This window comes from Mycobacterium sp. DL (assembly GCF_039729195.1).
Lineage (GTDB): Bacteria > Actinomycetota > Actinomycetes > Mycobacteriales > Mycobacteriaceae > Mycobacterium > Mycobacterium hippocampi_A.
The window spans coordinates 1,831,047-1,846,927 of the sequence record NZ_CP155796.1; the positions used below are offsets into that span (position 1 = coordinate 1,831,047).

The following is a 15,881-nucleotide window of genomic DNA, read 5'->3' on the forward strand; positions in this document are numbered from 1 at the left end:
TCACCTCAGGTGACTCGTCGTCATTTCGGGAATCGCTCACCTGAGCAGGCCCTTCAATTCGATCGTCGGCTGCACCGCCAACGCCGCCTTCTCGGCCTCCCGGATCGCTTCCTCGCGGTTGACCCCGAGTGGCATCTCCTGAATCTTGTCGTGCAGTTTCAAGATTGCGTGCAGGAGCATCTCCGGCCGAGGCGGACACCCGGGCAGATAGATGTCGACCGGTACCACGTGATCGACGCCCTGCACGACGGCGTAGTTGTTGAACATCCCGCCCGACGATGCGCAGACCCCCATCGCCAGAACCCACTTCGGTTCGGCCATCTGGTCATAGATCTGACGCAGCACCGGAGCCATCTTCTGGCTCACGCGCCCTGCGACGATCATCAGATCGGCTTGGCGCGGCGTCGCGGAGAACCGCTCCATGCCGAAGCGGGAAATGTCGAAGCGGGGCCCGGCGGTGGCCATCATCTCGATCGCGCAGCAGGCCAGGCCGAAGGTGGCCGGCCACAGCGACCCTTTACGTACGTAGCCCGCAACCTTCTCCACCGTCGACAGCAGAATCCCACCGGGCAGTTTTTCTTCTAGTCCCACACCAAGCCTCCCCGCCGCCATTCATAGGCGTACGCCACGGATACGTTGAACAAGAACAGGCCCACCGCGATGACGCCGAAGGCGCCCAGACTGTCGAAAGCCACGGCCCACGGGTAGAGGAAGACGATCTCGATGTCGAACACGATGAACAACATCGCCGTCAGGTAGTACTTGATCGGGAATCTCTGCCCGGTGGCGGCCGCGGCCGGATCGGACGCGTCCATCGGTTCGATCCCGCACTCGTAGGCCTCCAGCTTGGCGAAGTTGTAGCGCCTGGGTCCGATCAGCAGGGCGATCCCGACCGAACCGACGGCGAACACAGCGGCGATCGCGCCAAGCACCAGGATCGGTGTGTACAAATTCATGCTGAGCAGGCGCTCCTCGGGGCTGTCGATGTGAGCTAGCACACAGCCTAGCCCGCTTTTGGATGCAAGCCACACATTTTGATTAGTATCGCTACTAGCGTCGTGCGGCCATCCCGTGGTGCCGTAAAAACCCAAGTGGCGCAGCGCTTTTGGCGTTTCCAGCTGTCAGGCGGGGGTGCGCAGCAGCGACACGACCGCGTCGCCCAGACGAATCGGGTCGATCGGGTGCGGAACCGCCGCTTCCGCACGGGACCACCTGGCCAGCCACGCGTCGTCGGGCCGTCCGGTCAGCACCAGTACCGGGGGGCAGTGCTCGATCTCGTCCTTGAGCTGCTTGGCGATACCCATTCCGCCCACCGGGCTGGCCTCGCCGTCGAGGATGACCAGATCGAACCCGCCCGCATCCATCTGCTTGATCACCATCGCGGCGGTGGCGACCTCGAGGTAACTGAGCTCCGGAAGCTCGGGGTGCACCCGCTTGCCCAACGCGAGCTGCACCTGCTCCCGGGTTCTCGGATTATCGCTGTAGACCAGGATCCGCAGCGGGCCGGACGTTCGCGATGACGCCGGCGAGGGCACAGCCATGGGCGCGATGGTAGCCCGACCGCAATGTCGCGTCCCCGAAAACGCCTGCCTTGTCGGCAACATCCGTCATGTTCGGTCGTCGGAGAGCAGGGGAGCGATCGCCGCCGGGTCGAAGTACTCGTCGATATGGGTGATCAGGCCATCGGCACCGATCTTGATCACGATGCAGACCCGCATCGCGATCGACGCACCCGTGCGGCCGTCGGCGTGCAGGACGTGCTGCTGGACGAAGCCGCCGTCGAACACCTGGCGGTCGAGGATCTCGTACCGCCGTCCCACGGTGGTTTCGACGAACCACGCGATGATGCGAACCGATCGATCCCGGCCGCTGGGCCTGTCGTCGCCGCTCTTCCACACCGCTACCTCGGGGCTGAACAACTGCTCCACGGTGGCGATATCGCTGCGTTCGATGGCGTCGAACAGTCGGTCGGCTACGTCGGTGACAGTCCGCGTACCGGTTTCGGACATCCTGTTGACCTCAACTTCAGTTCAGGTTGAACACTGGGCTTCATGGACCAAACGCCAACGATCTCCCGATTCGACGACTTCTACAAGAACCAGATCCCGCCCTGGGTGATCGGCGAGCCGCAGCCGGCGATCGTCGACCTGGAACGCCGCGGACTCATCACCGGTCGGGTGCTCGATGTCGGATGCGGCACCGGCGAGCACACGATCCTGTTGGCAGGATCGGGATACGACGTTCTCGGTGTCGACGGTGCCCCGACAGCCGTAGAGCAGGCCCGCCGCAACGCCGCCGAGCACGGCGTCGACGCGCGGTTCGAGGTTGCCGATGCGCTGGACCTGCACGATGTACCGGGCTACGACACGATCATCGACAGCGCGCTCTTCCATGTCTTCGACGACGGTGACCGTGCCAAGTACGTCCGCAGCCTGCACACGGCCACTCGACCAGGGGCGGTCGTGCATGTGCTCGCCCTGTCCGACGCCGGCCGCGGATTCGGGCCCGAGGTCAGCGAGGAGACGATCCGCGAGGCGTTCGGCGCCGGCTGGGACATCGAAGAACTGACCACGACGACCTACCGCGGGCTCGTCACGGAGGTGCACGCCGAGGCGCTGAAGCTGACTGTCGGAACCCGGGTGGACGAACCAGCGTGGCTGGCGCGGATTCGCCGAATCTGACATCAGACGGCGTTTTCGCTGTTTGAGCCCGCCCCCGGACGATCCGGCAGTTAGCATTCGGGCGAGGGGGGTGCACGGTATGACCGTGGGTCGGGGCCTGGTGCGTCAGCAGGTGGAATCGTCGATCGGTGGCGCGGGTCTGGCGGCCGTGCTCGTCGGGGCTCCGGGCGTCGGGAAGACGTCGATGGCGCGCAAGCTGTTCAAGGAGTTCGCCAGGAAGCACCCCCAATCCGCGGCGCACTGGATTTCGGCGACCGCATCGGCGAAGGGCATTCCGTTCGGGGCCTTCAGCCATCTGATCGCGGTGGCCGGCGCCGACGAACCGGCCACCGTGCTCCGGGCCGCCCGGGAAGCCCTACGGGCCGGGGCCGCGCGTGGCCTCATCCTCGTGGTCGACGACGCACATCAACTCGACACGCTCTCGGCGACGCTGGTGCATCAGCTTGCCGTCAACGGCGAAGCGCACATGCTGCTCACCGTCCGTGAGGGCGAGCCTGTCCCCGACGCCGTCACCGCGCTCTGGAAGGACGACATCCTCGCGCGCCATGACATCTTCCCGTTCGACTTCGACGAGACCGGATTCTTCCTGGAGCAGACGCTGGGCGGCGTGGTCGAGGATGTCAGCACGACAAGGGTGTTCGATGTCAGCCAGGGCAATCCGCTTTACCTGCGGCACCTCGTGGAGTCCGCTCTCAACTCCGGTTCGCTGCGTCAGGTGGAGGGCGTGTGGCAGCTTCGCGGCGAGATGCCGCTGACCCCGCAGCTCTCCACCCTGATCGACCAACACCTGGTCACGCTGCCGTCGCCGGTGCGCACAGTCCTGGAGTTCCTCGCCATCGAGGAACCGTTGGCGGTGTCCGACCTCGCGGAGCTCACCGGCCTCGACGCGGTTGATCAGGCCGAGACGACAGGGGTCGTCGCAGTCAGTGATCAAGCCGGAACCCTGGTCGCCCATCCTTTTCACCCGCTCTACACCGAACGCGTCCGATCGGGGTTGGGCCGCCTCGCGGCTCGCCGGCTCCGAACCCAACTGGTGCAACAACTCTCGGCCCGCGCACCGGAAAGCATCAGCGCGCGGCTGCGGCTGGCCGGACTGGCAATCGACACCGACGACCCGCCGCGAGCCGACGAACTGACCGGCCTGGCGTGGGAGGCCATGCGGTTGGGTGACCTCGCGCTCGGGGAGCGGTTGGCGCGTGGCGCGCTGGACCAGACCGGGGCGCTGTCGGCACGGCTGCCGCTCGCCCACGCACTGTCCTGGCAGGGCCGTGGCCGCGACGCCGACGACGTGCTGTCCCCGGTCGACCCGGACACGCTGTCGCAGTGGGACTTGATGGCCTGGACATTACCCAAGGCCGCCAACCGATTCTGGATGCTCTCCGAATCCGCTGAGGCCGTTGACTATCTGTCGCAGATGCGGGCGCGAATCACCGAGCGCGCCGCGCTGCACACGATCGATGCGCTGGCGGCGACGTTTTCGTTCAACTCCGGCGATCTGGTCCAGGCTGTCCGCGTCGCGGACGGTGTGCTCGACGCCGACGACGCGCAGGATCTCGCAGTGGCCTGGGCTTCTGCGGCGGCGACGCTGTCCAGTGCACGTCTGGGCAGGTTCGCCGACGTCGAACCGATTGCACAGCGTGGTCTGAACGCGACGCACCCCGGGTTGCTGCGGTTCACGATGGGGCTGGGCCAGGCGCTGGCGCTCATCATGGCCGGTGATGTGCCCGCGGCCGAAAGGCTGGCGCGGCACTATCTGAGCTTCTCGGAGTTCCAGCAGCCGGGGCGCGCGATCGGCGAAGTGCTCTTGGGTCACACTCTTTTGGCGGCGGGTACCTACAACGACGCGGTGATCCTGCTGCGCCAGGCGGCGGCAGCGCTCACCTCGACCGGCTACAGCTGGGGCCCGCTGGCGCTCATCGGCCTCGCGCAGGCGCTCGGCCAGCAGGGCCGCGCAGCCGATGCGGCCAGCACACTGCGGCGCGCGGAGGCCAGTCACGGTCTGCGCTCGCAGGTGTATGCGCCGGACCTCGCGCTGGCTCGGGCGTGGACGCTGGCTGCCGCCCGCGACCTCCGCGGCGCGGTCGGTGCCGTCCGGGACGCCGCGCATGCCGCCGAGCAGTCAGGTCAGGACGCGATCCTGCTGCGGGTATTGCATGACGGCGCGCGACTGGGCGACGTCCAGGGACTGGCGGCAGCCCGCCGGGTGAACACCAAGATCAATTGTGCTGCAGGTCATCTGTGTGTCGCCCACACCGCGGCACTGGCCAGTGGCGACGGTGCGGGCCTGAATGACGTGTCGGTGGACCTCGAGGCGGCGGGAATGATCGCCGTTGCTGCCGACGCCGCCGCGCAGGCCGCCGCCGCCCACCAAGCCAACGGTGACCGCGCAGGGGAGATCGCCGCGAAGTCGCGCGCGAGCCAACTGTCCCAGCGCTGCGGGAACCCGACGACGCCGGCACTGGAACGTGTCCTCAACCCGATGCCCTTGACCGGGCGTGAGCGCGAGGTCGCGGTGATGGTGTCACAAGACATGACCAACAAGGCCATCGCGGACCGATTGTGCGTCTCGGTGCGAACCGTGGAAGGCCATGTGTACAAGGCGTGCATGAAACTCGGCGTCCCCGATCGGGCGGCGCTGGCGACAACCGTGGGTGCTGTTGATTCACGTGAAGGGGCGTTGTGAATGGGGATGTTCTCGATATCGCCGATGCTGACCGAGTCCGACATCTCGCTGCGGAACCCGGACGGTGTCGTACTGCCGAAGATGGAGACCGTCTGGTTCGAGGCGAAGGACGGGTTTCAACTCAACTTCCAGCACCTGGATCCCGATCCGAACGCTGAGCGTGACATGGGCGCGGTGATGTTCGTCCACGGGTCCGGCACCCGGGCGAACCTGTTCTGCCCTCCGAGCACGATCACGCTTCCGGCGATGCTGTCAGCGGCGGGTTTCGACGTATGGCTTCTCAACTGGCGTGCCAGCATTGATCTCGAACCGACGCAGTACACGTTTGATGATGCCGCGGTTCATGATTTTCCGGCGGCGGTGACCGAGATCCTCAGGAGGACAAAGTCAGAGTCCGCCAAGAAGAACAACGCAGTCAAAGCGGTTGTGCACTGTCAAGGTTCTCATGCGTTCATGATGTCCATCGCGTCGGGCCTGCTGCCCGAGGTGACGACGGTGGTGGCCAACTCGACCGCGATGAACCCGAAGGTCCGGTGGTCCGCCGGGGTCAAGTTGCCTATTGCGCTGGCGACACTGGGCAGGATGACGAGCTGGTTCAATCCGCAATTTGGGCTGTACGCATCGAGTTTGAGCGCGAAGCTATTGGACTTTCTGGTCCGCATGTTCCATCACGAATGCGACAACGCGGTGTGCAAGCACTCCAGTTTCACCTACGGCGTGGGCTTTCCGACTCTGTGGAGCCATCAGAACCTCGACGATGTCACCCACGACTGGATCAAGGGGGAGTTCGCGCATGTCCCGGTGAGTCTGTTCCGGCAGACTCGCAGATGCTTGAAGGCGAAGCATCTGGTCGCGGTGCGCGGATACGATGACATCCCCGTGGATTTTGCCCACGAGCCGAAGACCGACGCGCGGTTCCTGTTCGTCTGCGGGGCCGACAACAAGACATTCCATCCGCAAGGGATGAGGCGATCCTTCGGGGTCTTCAAGGCCAAGACCACTGGACCTCATGATCTTTGGGAGCCACGGGGATATGGTCACCTCGACACATTCCTCGGCGAGTATTCGGCCGTCCAGATCTTCCCCCGAATGATCGAATGGCTGAGTCGCTGACGATGACAAAACTTGCGCTGGTCAGCCATGTGGGTCTGCTCTTCGTTGTGTCCGCCTTGCTGTTTCCCAGCCTGGCAATACATCTCGGTTCCGGACCGGGCGTCGTGGCTCCGAACATCAACTCACTGGCACTGGTGGCCGTGGTGCTCGCAGGGGTCATGGCGATCACCGAAGTGTTCTCGGGTTTACGGTGGCCGGCGATCGCTGCGTTGGTGGCGGCACTTGTGGGTTGGATTGCGGTGTGTGGAAAAACTGAGGTACCGGTGGTCAGTGTGTGGGCCTGGGGGGTTGCTTGGGGGGCAGTGGCGCTCTGGTTCGTGATGCTGGCCGCGCAGGCGCGGAGTAATCGATGACGGGGTTGCGTTTCCGGGAGACGATGACGGGACGCATCGCGCTTCGTGCGCTGGACGCGCTGGACGGCTACGAGCGTGTCGACGGATTTGCCACGGCAATGTATCTGACCATCGATATTCCTGACGTCGCCGCCTTCATCGAAGGTGATTCGCACGAAGCAGACGTGCGCGCCGAAGTCGTGATTCCCGTGCTTGGTGGACGATTCGTCACCGAAAACGGCAAATTCGTGTGTTTTGAGTCAGGCCAGGGTCCGAACGGCACGCCAGTGCAACAGATGCTCTACACCGCAGATCTGATCAACGATGATCGCCAGTTCACGATGTCGGCGCGCAAGGTGCTCGAACCGAGGGGCGGGCGCATCTGGCGGGTTTGGGGCGACACCACACGACTCCGGGTGACGCTCGTCGACGTCACGCCGGACGCCGACGAAATGCGGCCGCGGCGGGCCGCGGGCGTCATCTCGATCACCCTGTGGGAGTTTGTCCGTCAGATGACGACGATGCGTGGCTACGGCGAAGGAGGGTGGTCTACCCGCTGGTGCGCCGTCGGGACGTACGTCGCCTTCTTCGTGAAGGGGCTGGGCCGGATCTATCTGAAGAGAAAACTCAGTCGGTACGAATGAACGGCTCGGGGGTGGAGGGGGTTTCGAGGCCTTCTTCGAGGAGCTTGCAGGCAGCGCGGCGCGCGAACGCCGCGATGGTCAGTGAGGGGTTGGCGCCGATCGGTCCCGGCATCACCGAGCCATCGGCGATCCACAGTCCCGGCACAGAGTGGACTCGGCCGTAGCTGTCGACGACTCCCTTCTCCGCCGTCGTGTCGGCGGGACAGCCACCAAGCGGGTGAACGGTGATCACCCGGTCCATCCACCGGGGGTTGAGGAACCGCGTTGTGAGTCGCTGGGAAAGTGACTCCATGCGCTGCCGCACCTCTTCGAAGTGAGGTTGAGATGAGTCGATTGTCCAGTCGCACTCCAAAGTGCAGTCTGATTCGTTCAATGTCAATCGGCCATCAGGTGTGTCGGCACCCATGCCCAGAATCGGTAGCGGCCAGCGCCATCGCGGCCACCAAGAACGTTCTTCCGCAGTGGGTTGAAGCCCCGGACGAGGCCTCAGGATGCGCTCAATCCACTCTCGGCCCAGCTTGACGATCAGGTCGCGGGCCTCTTTCCGAGTCAGCTTCCAACTTCTCAAATTTGGTGCCCCACCGTCCTGTAACAGAATTCGGTGGCCACCCTCTTCGTTCTGATTGAAGCTGGTGATGACCGGACCCCTGCTGGGAAGCAGGCCCCGGGACCAGAATCCAGGTAGGGCGAAACCGAGGAGGTCACCGTTGCCGCAGAATCGCGTGCCGATCGGTTCGTCGCATGAAATGTTGAGGTTCCCTCTGTTGCGCAACATGAGGAGGGTGGTGTTGAGGGTGCCTGCAGCCAGGACAACACGTTTGGCCCTTATCCATTGCAGCGGAGGATCGGGCTGGTCCTGTGCGTCGGGCTCGTCTCGGTGGACGATATAGCCGACGTGGAACAGGTGGTCCTTTCCGTCATTGCAGCTATGGATCTCGCGCACCTCGGTCTGGACGCAGATCTCCGCGCCGTCGGCGGCGGCCTTCGACAGGTAGGTATGGTCCATGGTGTTCTTGGCGCCGACGTTGCAACCGAAATCGCATTCACCGCACATCTGGCAAGTGGTGCGCTGCACGTCTCCGTGGATGTTTGCATAATCCTCCGCCGGGAGCGGGACGCCGGCCTGCGGGTTGCCTTTTGTGGCGGAAAAGCGCACCGCCAACGGCGCCAGCTGGGCATCCGGCAGTGCTTCGAGGAACCGCGCGGTTTTGGGTGAGCATGTTCTCAACTCGTCCGGTAGTTCCTCCACCTTCAGGAAATCCCGCACCTGTTGGTAGTACTCTGCGAGATCAGCGTGTCGGAATGACCAGCATTCGGCACCTGATCCGTCGGGGTTCGGTTGAGTGAACCAAGTCTCGGGTTTCTCCAACATGACATTGGCGTAGATGAGGGATCCGCCACCCAGCCCGCTCGCGGTGATCGCGTCGATTCCGGTGAACGACCACATCTGGAACATCCCGTTCCGATACGGCGGATCCCAGAAGCTTTCGTTGAGGCCGTTCCAGGTTCTGGGAAAGGATCCCGGCGGATACGCTTTGCCACGTTCGAACAGACAGACCGAAGTCTCATCGTCCACCTTTTCGGCCAGGGTGGCCGCCGCGACCGACCCGCCGAAGCCGCTACCGATCACCAGATAGTCGACGCCCTCGTCGATCAGGCACTTCGAAGGTCCCACCTGCCACCCCACCATGTGCGTCACCATAGCCGCGTGGGACCCGCACTAGATGCAGATCAGCGAGTACTCACGCGGTCGTGAGCCGATTGCTACCAAGTAGCGCTACGCGCATAAACACGTAGTCGACTACGCGTGACGCCACAGTCGCCGCGTTCATACGCTCCTCCTCGTCACCCAACGCGTTTGGGCAGTACCTAGGAGGCACCAGTGCACATCGTCGAGATGGCCCGAACTTCGCTGAACGACGGATCGATCCGATGACGGTGCCGGTGATCGAGATTCCCAGCGTGCCCGACCTGCGCGCCCTTCCACAATGGAGGTACCGACGTGACCTGCCCGCATCCTTCCCGAGCAACCCTCGAACCGGCGCTTGTTCCGGGCTGCAGTTCCGCCCGTACTTCGCCGGTCCCGGATCGCCCCCACCGGTAGGCCGGCCCGTGAATGCCAGGGACGAAGCAGCAAGCGTCACGGAGTTTCTCGACGCCGCAGCGCGCCAACCGTCGGCGCTGCTCATCGACGGTGAGCCGGGGATCGGCAAGACGACACTGTGGCTGGCCACGCACGACGAGGCGCGGCAGGCCGGCTTCCGTGTGCTGTCCACGCGGGCGAGCGAAGCGGAGTCGCTGCTGGATTTTGTCGGCCTCGACGACCTGCTCGGTGATGTCGAACCCGAGGTGCTCGACTCCCTGCCCGTCGTGGGGCGGCAGGCGCTCGAGCAGGTGTTGATCCGCGCAGGTGGTCCGAAGGCCGATATCGACCGCCGCTCGGTCGCCGCGGCATTCATGTCGATCATCGAGGAACTGGCGGTACGCACGCCGGTGCTGCTGGCGGTTGACGATGTGCAGTGGATCGACGCCGCGACGCGTGACGCGTTGGCGTATGCGCTGCGTCGGGTGCGAGGTCGTATCGGGATCGTCGTGACCGAGCGGACTGTTCCGGATCGTTCCGGTGCGGTGTCCTGGCTGGATCTGGGACGGTCCGAGAGCGTGACGCGGCTGACGATCGCGCCGATGCCGCTGGGTCGGCTGCACCGGCTCATGTCGAGTCGGACCGGCCGGTCGTTCCCCCGTTCCACGATGGCACGAATTGCTGAGATCTCGGGGGGAAATCCCTACTACGCATTGGAACTCGCCCATGCACTGGACACCGCGGACTCGGCGTGGGGGTCGGCGCTCCCGTCGACCCTGACCGACGTCATGGGTCTGCGTGTGGGCCAGCTCGACGAGGAGGTCCACGAGGTACTGCTGGCCGCGGCCTGCGTCACCCACCCGACGCTGGACCTGCTCGCGGCGATCCTGCGGCGTCCGGTCCGGCGGATCGTGACGCTGCTCGAAGTCCCGGAAAATCGTGGCATCGTCGTCATCGACGGCGGCCAACTTCATTTCTCCCACCCCCTGCTCGCCCACGTCGTCTACAGCCAGGCACGCCCGGCGGACCGACGACGCATCCACCGCACCGTCGCCGGTATCGAGCCGGTGCTCGAACGCCAGGCCCGGCACATGGCGCTGGCGGCGACGACAGGCGATCCGGAAACCCTTCTCGCACTTGACTCTGCGGCAGACGCCGCGCGTGCGAAAGCCTCGCCGGCGGTTGCCGCTGAGTTGCTCGAACTCGCAATCGGCCTTGGAGGCGGCACCGCGACACGTCGGGTGAACGCCGCACACAGCCACCTCCTCTCCGGCGACGTGGATCGAGCGCTCGCATTGTTGGAGCCGGCCGCATCCGAACTCCCCGAAGGGCCGCTGCGCGCCCGTGCCCGGGTGTTGCTGGGCGGCGCCCTCTCTGTCCGCGGCGACTTCGGCCGCGCCGTCGAACAACTCCACGCCGCCGTCGTTGATGCCGCCGACGATCCGGCGCTGACGGTGCGAACCCACCTCACCTTGGCGATCACACTGTCGACCGCCGGGGACGCCCAAGGCGCCGCTCGCCACGCGCAACTGGCCCGGACACGTGCCGACGAGTTCGCCGACCGGATGTTGATCAGCCAGGCGCTGGCTGCGCAGGTGCTGTTCCGGTGCGCCAACGGGCAGGGTGTGGACGAGGTGTCCCTACAGCGGGCGATCGATCTGGAGCAGCGCCACGACACCGGCGTGCACACCGCGGCACCCTTCAGCGCGCGCATCGTCAAGGCACTGGTTTCGTCGTGGACCGGCAGGCTGACCGAGGCTCGTGGGCAACTCATCGACGCTCAGAGACACTGCGCTGCCAGGGGTTCCGATGTCGACATGCTCTGGGTCCAATCCCACGCGGCCATGGTCGACATCTGGCTGGGGCGTCACCGAGACGCCACTCAGATCACCGACGACATGCTGCTGGGTGCCGAGCAACTGGACAGCATTCCGGCCCGCGCCCTGGCGGCGGTACCGCGGGGGTTGATCGCCGCGCTGGAGGGTCGCGAGGCCGACGCCCGGGCCGAGGTCGGACTGGTCTTGGAGCACTCGGATCGGCTGGGGGAGACGACGCTGCTCGACGGACCGCGCATGGTGCTGGGCTTTCTCGAGCTCTCACTGGGACAGCACGCTGCGGCGGTCGAAGCGCTCCACCCGCTGCTGGCCCGGAGCGGCGTCGAGGGACACACTGAGATCACGTCGTGGTGGTTTCTGCCCGACCTGATGGAGGCGGCGTTCGCGCTGGGCCGCACCGACGAATTCGAGCCGTGGGTGGACGCACTCGAGGACAACGGTGCCCGACTGAACCGCCCGTGGATGATCGCGATCGGTGCCCGGTGCCGAACCATGCTGCTGGCGGCGCGCGGTGAGATCCATGCCGCCGAGGAAGCCGCCGCCCGGTCGCTCGAGGCGCACGACGCACTGCCGATGCCCTTCGAGCGCGCCCGCACCCAATTGGTGGTCGGCCAGTTGCAACGCCGACTGCGGCAGAAGCACGCCGCCCGTGTCACTCTCGCCGACGCCCTCGCAACGTTCGAAGGTCTCGGAGCATCACTGTGGGCTGACCGGGCCCGCGCCGAACTCGGGCGCGCCGCCGCCGGCCCGTCGCAGCACATCCTCACCCCGTCCGAGTTACGCGTTGCCGAGCTGGTGGCGTCCGGTATGACGAACAGGGACGTCGCAGCTGCGATGTACATCAGCCCGAAAACGGTGGAACACAACCTCGGTCGCATCTATCGCAAGCTCGGTATCCGCGGTCGCGCCGAACTGGGACGACAGATCGACACTTTGCGCGAGGTGTCGGGCTGATATGGGTTTCTTTCTCGCCGAATGGCACCGGTCAGCGTTCACCGACCCCGCGATCACCAAGTTCGTCGCGCTGCTGGAGTCCTGCAGCGCGGCGGTCGCGACCACGGAGTTCTCGGCCCGGCTACTTCTCGTGCTCTCCGTGTCGGCCGACGACGCGGTGTATGCACTCTTCACGGCTGGATCCGCCCAAGAGGTGCTGCGGGTGTGCACCCGCGCCGGTGCGCTTCCGCAGCGGTTGACCCCCGACGTTGATGCGCGGATTCTGGCAGGGGCAATGCCCTACGGATCGGGGTCTTCGGCCTCGTCGAACTGAGTCACCAGTGGGTTCCTCAGGCGTCGTCGTACCCGGGGTGGGCGATCGACAACCGGTGGTGGACCAGAACTTTCAGGCACGCCATGACGTCGGCGGGGCGGTCGTCCAGAAGACCACTGCGGATCGCGTGGGACAGTTCGGCCTCGTCGGCGTACCCGAGATCGTTCAGTGCGGCAACCGCGGCGCCGGCTGTGTCGTCGAGCAGCTCACGCTCGACGATGCGCAGGACGTTGGCGGCGACGCGGGCGTGGAACCCCACCTGACCGCTACACGCCGCGCGGACGTCGTTGTCGAGGAAATCGGCGACCGCCGCTACGAGTTCGGCCGCAGTGGGGCGTCCGTTCAAGGCGGTCATCTCGCTCCGCCTCCCGACATCAGATCGAGTACGTCCCATTCGGTCTCGCTGACCCGTCGGCCGATCGCCGCAAGCTCGACCGAACGCGCCTCGCCAGTGAGGTGTCGCTCGGCCTGGTGCCGGCAGATGACGCCCCACCGCAGCGTCGCCACCGTCAACCACCAGCGGAAGGCGTCGCGGTCGACGGTCGCCTCCGAAGCGACTTCGTATGCGCGCAGGAATGCCTCGATGCTGCCGAGTCCACCCGCGCCGAGTGTCTGCGGTGCGCCGAACCGCCACGCCCGGATGCAGAACCATGCCAGGTCCTCGTAGACCTCACCGATGTGTGTCAGCTCCCAGTCGAGGACCGCCGCCAGGCCGGAGTCGTCGACGATCAGGTTCCCCATCCGGAAGTCGCCGTGTATCAACCGCATCGGCGACGCCGCAGGGCGCTGCTCCGCCAAGCGGCGAAACGCCCACTCGAAAGGAGCTGTAGTGTCGCCCATCTCGTCGAGGCGGGCACGCCAGCCGGCCAGTTCATCCGACGATGACAAACCGATCCCGTCGGGATCGGCACGGTGGATGGCGGCGAGCGCTGCGCCGCACTGCTCGAGCAGTCGCGTCCGACCCGCGTCGTCGAGCCTGCGCAGGATCCGCGGCGCGATCGTCTCGCCGGCGACGGCGTCACAGATCAGGTACGGGTTACCCAGCGCGGCCGGGGAGTTGTCGGCGGTCAGGACATGGGGGACCGGTGCCCCTGCAGCAGCGGCCCGCTGCTGCACCGACGCTTCCAACTCCATACCGGCGTGCAGGTCGTCGTCGGCACCGGTGCGAAGGATCAGGGCTCGACGTCTGTCCGCCACCGCATCGAACGCCCAGGTGATCCTGCTCGCTCCGCCCGTGAGCGGCTGAAGGTTCTCGACACGCACTTGTCCCACGACCGGGTGGAGCACTCGTTCCAGCGCCCGGGCCAGTGTGTCGCTCATCGGCGCTGTCTCCTCTTCGCGCAAGCGCTCATCGGCCGAACCCGAAGAGCCGTTGCGCGACCCGGCGGATCTGGATCTCCTCGGCTCCCTCGGTGATCCGGTAGCGGCGATGGTGCCGGTAGATGTGTTCGAACGGTTCGTGTCTGCTGTAGCCCACGCCGCCGAACACCTGCATCGCGCGGTCAGCGGCCTCACACACCAGGCGATTGGCGCGGTAGTTGGCCATCGACACCTTGTCGGAGACCTCCATGTGGTGGTTGCGGTCGAGTTCGGACGCGGCGTAGCGCACCAGCAGTCGAACCATCTGCGCCTCGGTCTGAAGCTCCACCAGCGGCCACTGCACCGCCTGGTTGACCGCCAGCGGCTTGCCGAACACCGAGCGCTCCCCGGCGTAGGCGACGGCGCGGTCGATGCAGTACTGGGCCGCGCCGAGACTGCTGGCTGCCTGGCGAATCCTGTTCTCGTGCAGGAACGTCTGTCCGACCTCGAGGCCGCGGTCCACCTCGCCGAGCACCGCGTCGGCAGGCACCCGCACATCTTTGAGCACAACCTCGCCGTGATCGGTGGGCATGTTGAACGTCCACCAGTAGTAGGGGACGGAGAACCCCGGGGTATCGGTCGGCACCAGGAACGCGCTGATGCCTCGGGCCTGACCCTGGTCGCCCGAGGTTCGGGCGAACACCAGGTCATGGGTTGCGCGATGCACGCCGGTGTTGAACCGCTTGGCGCCGTTGATGACCCACTCGTCGCCGTCCTGGACGGCGCGGGTCTCCAGCCAGGTGGCGTCCGATCCGTGATTGGGCTCGGTGAGCCCGAACGCCATCGACCGTTCCCCGGTGATCAGGGCGTCGGTCCATTCCTTCTTCTGGGTCTCGGTGCCGAACCGGTCCATCATGATCACCTGGGGGAAGTTGCCCACGATCGAGGACTCGTCCTGGAGGTCGTTGTGCAGACCGAGTCCTTTATGCGCCAGATGTTCTCGGATGACCGCCATATCGATGTTGCTGCCGTCGCGACCGCCGAAGCGTGACGGCAGCCCGTAGCGCAGCCAGCCCGCCCTGTCCGCTCGTCTTCGCATCTCGCCGAGCAGATCCTCCCACTCCCGTCGCGGGATGCCGTCGTTGTCCCAGTCTGTGCGGGCGTACTCGCGGCGCTGGTCGAAATACTGGATGTGTTCGCGTTCGAGCGGTTTGATCTCCGCTTCGATGAACGCATCCATATCGGCCAGCAGCCCGGGAAGATGGTCAGGCAGGCTGAAATCCACAATCTCTCCTTTGGACGGTCCCCGTTGACAGTCGTGCTAAAACCCGTACAGCGTTCTCTTCCAGATACGAGCCAGTGTGGTGATCGCGTCCTCGTCGTTGATGTCGAGTCCCAGATCGGGTGTACCGACGAAGACCGTGGTGAAGTTCTCGAAGAGCAGGGCGATCGCGGCGGCGGTGTACTCGGGATTCAATTCAGCGCCATACCCCTGCTCCTGGGCGCGGCGCACCGACGCGGCGACGATGTCGATACCGAATCGACGAAACTCGTTCTGCACCGTCGCGAAGCGCGGCTGGGTGGTGGCCAACTGTGCCACTGCGATCATGATTCCGATGTTCTGCTTGAACATCGTCCAGTAGCCGGACACCACCGCGGTGAAGAACGCGTCGTCGTCGGGGGAGTCGGGCAGCTGCAGGCTCAGCCCCGACGGCGTCACGACCTCCCGCAGGAACGACTGGGCGAGTGCGGCCAGCAGATCCTCTTTGTCGGTGAAGTACCGGTAGAACGCGGCGGGTGACTTTCCCGCAGCGGAGGTAATGTCACCGAGCGTTGTGCCGTGGAAACCGCGCTCGGCGAACAGTTTCCGAGCGGCCTGCTCGATGGCCAGCTGTGTCTGACGCCCCTTGGCGCTCAACGTCCCCGACGTCGCGGGCGGCACGG

16 protein-coding genes are annotated in these 15,881 nt (G+C 65.6%); 7 read left to right on the forward strand and 9 right to left on the reverse strand.

Annotated features, from left to right (window positions below):
• Positions 1-36: 36 nt before the first annotated feature.
• The 4 genes from ABDC78_RS08845 to ABDC78_RS08860 form a co-directional block, all read right to left on the reverse strand.
• Positions 37-591 (reverse strand): NADH-quinone oxidoreductase subunit B, encoded by a 555-nt coding sequence (locus tag ABDC78_RS08845; protein WP_178360725.1) that lies wholly within the window; start codon positions 589-591, stop codon positions 37-39.
• A complete protein-coding gene (locus ABDC78_RS08850; RefSeq protein ID WP_178360724.1) occupies positions 582-956 on the reverse strand; it encodes an NADH-quinone oxidoreductase subunit A in 375 nt (124 codons plus the stop codon). Before ABDC78_RS08850 ends, ABDC78_RS08845 begins: the two co-directional genes overlap by 10 nt.
• 165 nt (positions 957-1,121) lie before the next feature.
• On the reverse strand, positions 1,122-1,541 hold the full coding sequence (locus ABDC78_RS08855) for a response regulator transcription factor (RefSeq protein WP_178360723.1): 420 nt from the start codon (positions 1,539-1,541) through the stop codon (positions 1,122-1,124).
• Between the two features lie 66 nt (positions 1,542-1,607).
• Positions 1,608-2,009 (reverse strand): nuclear transport factor 2 family protein, encoded by a 402-nt coding sequence (locus ABDC78_RS08860; protein WP_178360722.1) that lies wholly within the window; start codon positions 2,007-2,009, stop codon positions 1,608-1,610.
• Positions 2,010-2,051: 42 nt separating this feature from the next.
• Between ABDC78_RS08860 and ABDC78_RS08865 the strand changes: the two genes are divergently transcribed.
• From ABDC78_RS08865 to ABDC78_RS08885, 5 genes are all read left to right on the forward strand, one after another.
• Positions 2,052-2,681, forward strand: coding sequence for a class I SAM-dependent methyltransferase (locus tag ABDC78_RS08865; protein ID WP_178360721.1), 630 nt, complete (start codon positions 2,052-2,054; stop codon positions 2,679-2,681).
• Between the two features lie 79 nt (positions 2,682-2,760).
• Positions 2,761-5,364 (forward strand): LuxR family transcriptional regulator, encoded by a 2,604-nt coding sequence (locus ABDC78_RS08870; protein WP_178360720.1) that lies wholly within the window; start codon positions 2,761-2,763, stop codon positions 5,362-5,364.
• Positions 5,365-5,529: 165 nt separating this feature from the next.
• Positions 5,530-6,477: a hypothetical protein gene (locus ABDC78_RS08875; RefSeq protein WP_347133400.1), complete on the forward strand. Its 948-nt coding sequence runs from the start codon at positions 5,530-5,532 to the stop codon at positions 6,475-6,477.
• The gene (locus ABDC78_RS08880; protein WP_256736283.1) at positions 6,462-6,830 is read left to right on the forward strand and encodes a hypothetical protein; all 369 of its coding nucleotides are present in this window, start codon (positions 6,462-6,464) and stop codon (positions 6,828-6,830) included. The genes ABDC78_RS08875 and ABDC78_RS08880 overlap by 16 nt, the downstream gene beginning before the upstream one ends.
• Positions 6,827-7,453, forward strand: a complete 627-nt coding sequence (locus tag ABDC78_RS08885; RefSeq protein WP_178360718.1) for a hypothetical protein — start codon at positions 6,827-6,829, stop codon at positions 7,451-7,453. The genes ABDC78_RS08880 and ABDC78_RS08885 overlap by 4 nt, the downstream gene beginning before the upstream one ends.
• Here ABDC78_RS08885 and ABDC78_RS08890 read toward each other — a convergent pair.
• Positions 7,437-9,143, reverse strand: coding sequence for a GMC family oxidoreductase (locus ABDC78_RS08890; RefSeq protein ID WP_178360717.1), 1,707 nt, complete (start codon positions 9,141-9,143; stop codon positions 7,437-7,439). The two genes, ABDC78_RS08885 and ABDC78_RS08890, sit on opposite strands and share 17 nt — an antisense overlap.
• Before the next feature lie 242 nt (positions 9,144-9,385).
• On the opposite strand from ABDC78_RS08890, the gene ABDC78_RS08895 reads away from it, so the two are divergent.
• Both ABDC78_RS08895 and ABDC78_RS08900 read left to right on the forward strand, forming a co-directional pair.
• Entirely contained in the window at positions 9,386-12,325 is a 2,940-nt protein-coding gene (locus tag ABDC78_RS08895) for a LuxR family transcriptional regulator (protein ID WP_178360716.1), read from the forward strand.
• 1 nt (position 12,326) lies between these two features.
• Positions 12,327-12,638, forward strand: a complete 312-nt coding sequence (locus ABDC78_RS08900) for a hypothetical protein (RefSeq protein ID WP_178360715.1) — start codon at positions 12,327-12,329, stop codon at positions 12,636-12,638.
• Positions 12,639-12,654: 16 nt separating this feature from the next.
• On the opposite strand, the gene ABDC78_RS08905 is transcribed toward ABDC78_RS08900, so the two are convergent.
• Genes ABDC78_RS08905 through ABDC78_RS08920 form a run of 4 tightly spaced genes read right to left on the reverse strand, consistent with a single transcriptional unit; the run spans position 12,655 to position 15,879 of the window.
• Positions 12,655-12,993, reverse strand: a complete 339-nt coding sequence (locus ABDC78_RS08905; protein ID WP_178360714.1) for a DUF6285 domain-containing protein — start codon at positions 12,991-12,993, stop codon at positions 12,655-12,657.
• Positions 12,990-13,958 (reverse strand): phosphotransferase family protein, encoded by a 969-nt coding sequence (locus tag ABDC78_RS08910; protein WP_178360713.1) that lies wholly within the window; start codon positions 13,956-13,958, stop codon positions 12,990-12,992. Before ABDC78_RS08910 ends, ABDC78_RS08905 begins: the two co-directional genes overlap by 4 nt.
• A 28-nt stretch (positions 13,959-13,986) precedes the next feature.
• Positions 13,987-15,222, reverse strand: a complete 1,236-nt coding sequence (locus tag ABDC78_RS08915) for an acyl-CoA dehydrogenase family protein (protein WP_178360712.1) — start codon at positions 15,220-15,222, stop codon at positions 13,987-13,989.
• 36 nt (positions 15,223-15,258) lie between these two features.
• Positions 15,259-15,879 (reverse strand): TetR/AcrR family transcriptional regulator, encoded by a 621-nt coding sequence (locus ABDC78_RS08920; protein WP_178360711.1) that lies wholly within the window; start codon positions 15,877-15,879, stop codon positions 15,259-15,261.
• Positions 15,880-15,881 lie beyond the last annotated feature (2 nt).

What these genes read in the sequence shown, in the direction of transcription:
- ABDC78_RS08880 (WP_256736283.1), top strand. Translation starts at nt 6,462, where the DNA reads ATGGCTGAGTCGCTGACGATGACAAAACTTGCGCTGGTCAGCCATGTG.
- ABDC78_RS08895 (WP_178360716.1), top strand. Translation starts at nt 9,386, where the DNA reads ATGACGGTGCCGGTGATCGAGATTCCCAGCGTGCCCGACCTGCGCGCC.
- ABDC78_RS08910 (WP_178360713.1), bottom strand. Translation starts at nt 13,958, where the DNA reads ATGAGCGACACACTGGCCCGGGCGCTGGAACGAGTGCTCCACCCGGTC.
- ABDC78_RS08900 (WP_178360715.1), top strand. Translation starts at nt 12,327, where the DNA reads ATGGGTTTCTTTCTCGCCGAATGGCACCGGTCAGCGTTCACCGACCCC.
- ABDC78_RS08905 (WP_178360714.1), bottom strand. Translation starts at nt 12,993, where the DNA reads ATGACCGCCTTGAACGGACGCCCCACTGCGGCCGAACTCGTAGCGGCG.
- ABDC78_RS08870 (WP_178360720.1), top strand. Translation starts at nt 2,761, where the DNA reads ATGACCGTGGGTCGGGGCCTGGTGCGTCAGCAGGTGGAATCGTCGATC.
- ABDC78_RS08865 (WP_178360721.1), top strand. Translation starts at nt 2,052, where the DNA reads ATGGACCAAACGCCAACGATCTCCCGATTCGACGACTTCTACAAGAAC.
- ABDC78_RS08885 (WP_178360718.1), top strand. Translation starts at nt 6,827, where the DNA reads ATGACGGGGTTGCGTTTCCGGGAGACGATGACGGGACGCATCGCGCTT.
- ABDC78_RS08890 (WP_178360717.1), bottom strand. Translation starts at nt 9,143, where the DNA reads ATGGTGGGGTGGCAGGTGGGACCTTCGAAGTGCCTGATCGACGAGGGC.
- ABDC78_RS08875 (WP_347133400.1), top strand. Translation starts at nt 5,530, where the DNA reads ATGGGCGCGGTGATGTTCGTCCACGGGTCCGGCACCCGGGCGAACCTG.
- ABDC78_RS08855 (WP_178360723.1), bottom strand. Translation starts at nt 1,541, where the DNA reads ATGGCTGTGCCCTCGCCGGCGTCATCGCGAACGTCCGGCCCGCTGCGG.
- ABDC78_RS08860 (WP_178360722.1), bottom strand. Translation starts at nt 2,009, where the DNA reads ATGTCCGAAACCGGTACGCGGACTGTCACCGACGTAGCCGACCGACTG.
- ABDC78_RS08850 (WP_178360724.1), bottom strand. Translation starts at nt 956, where the DNA reads ATGAATTTGTACACACCGATCCTGGTGCTTGGCGCGATCGCCGCTGTG.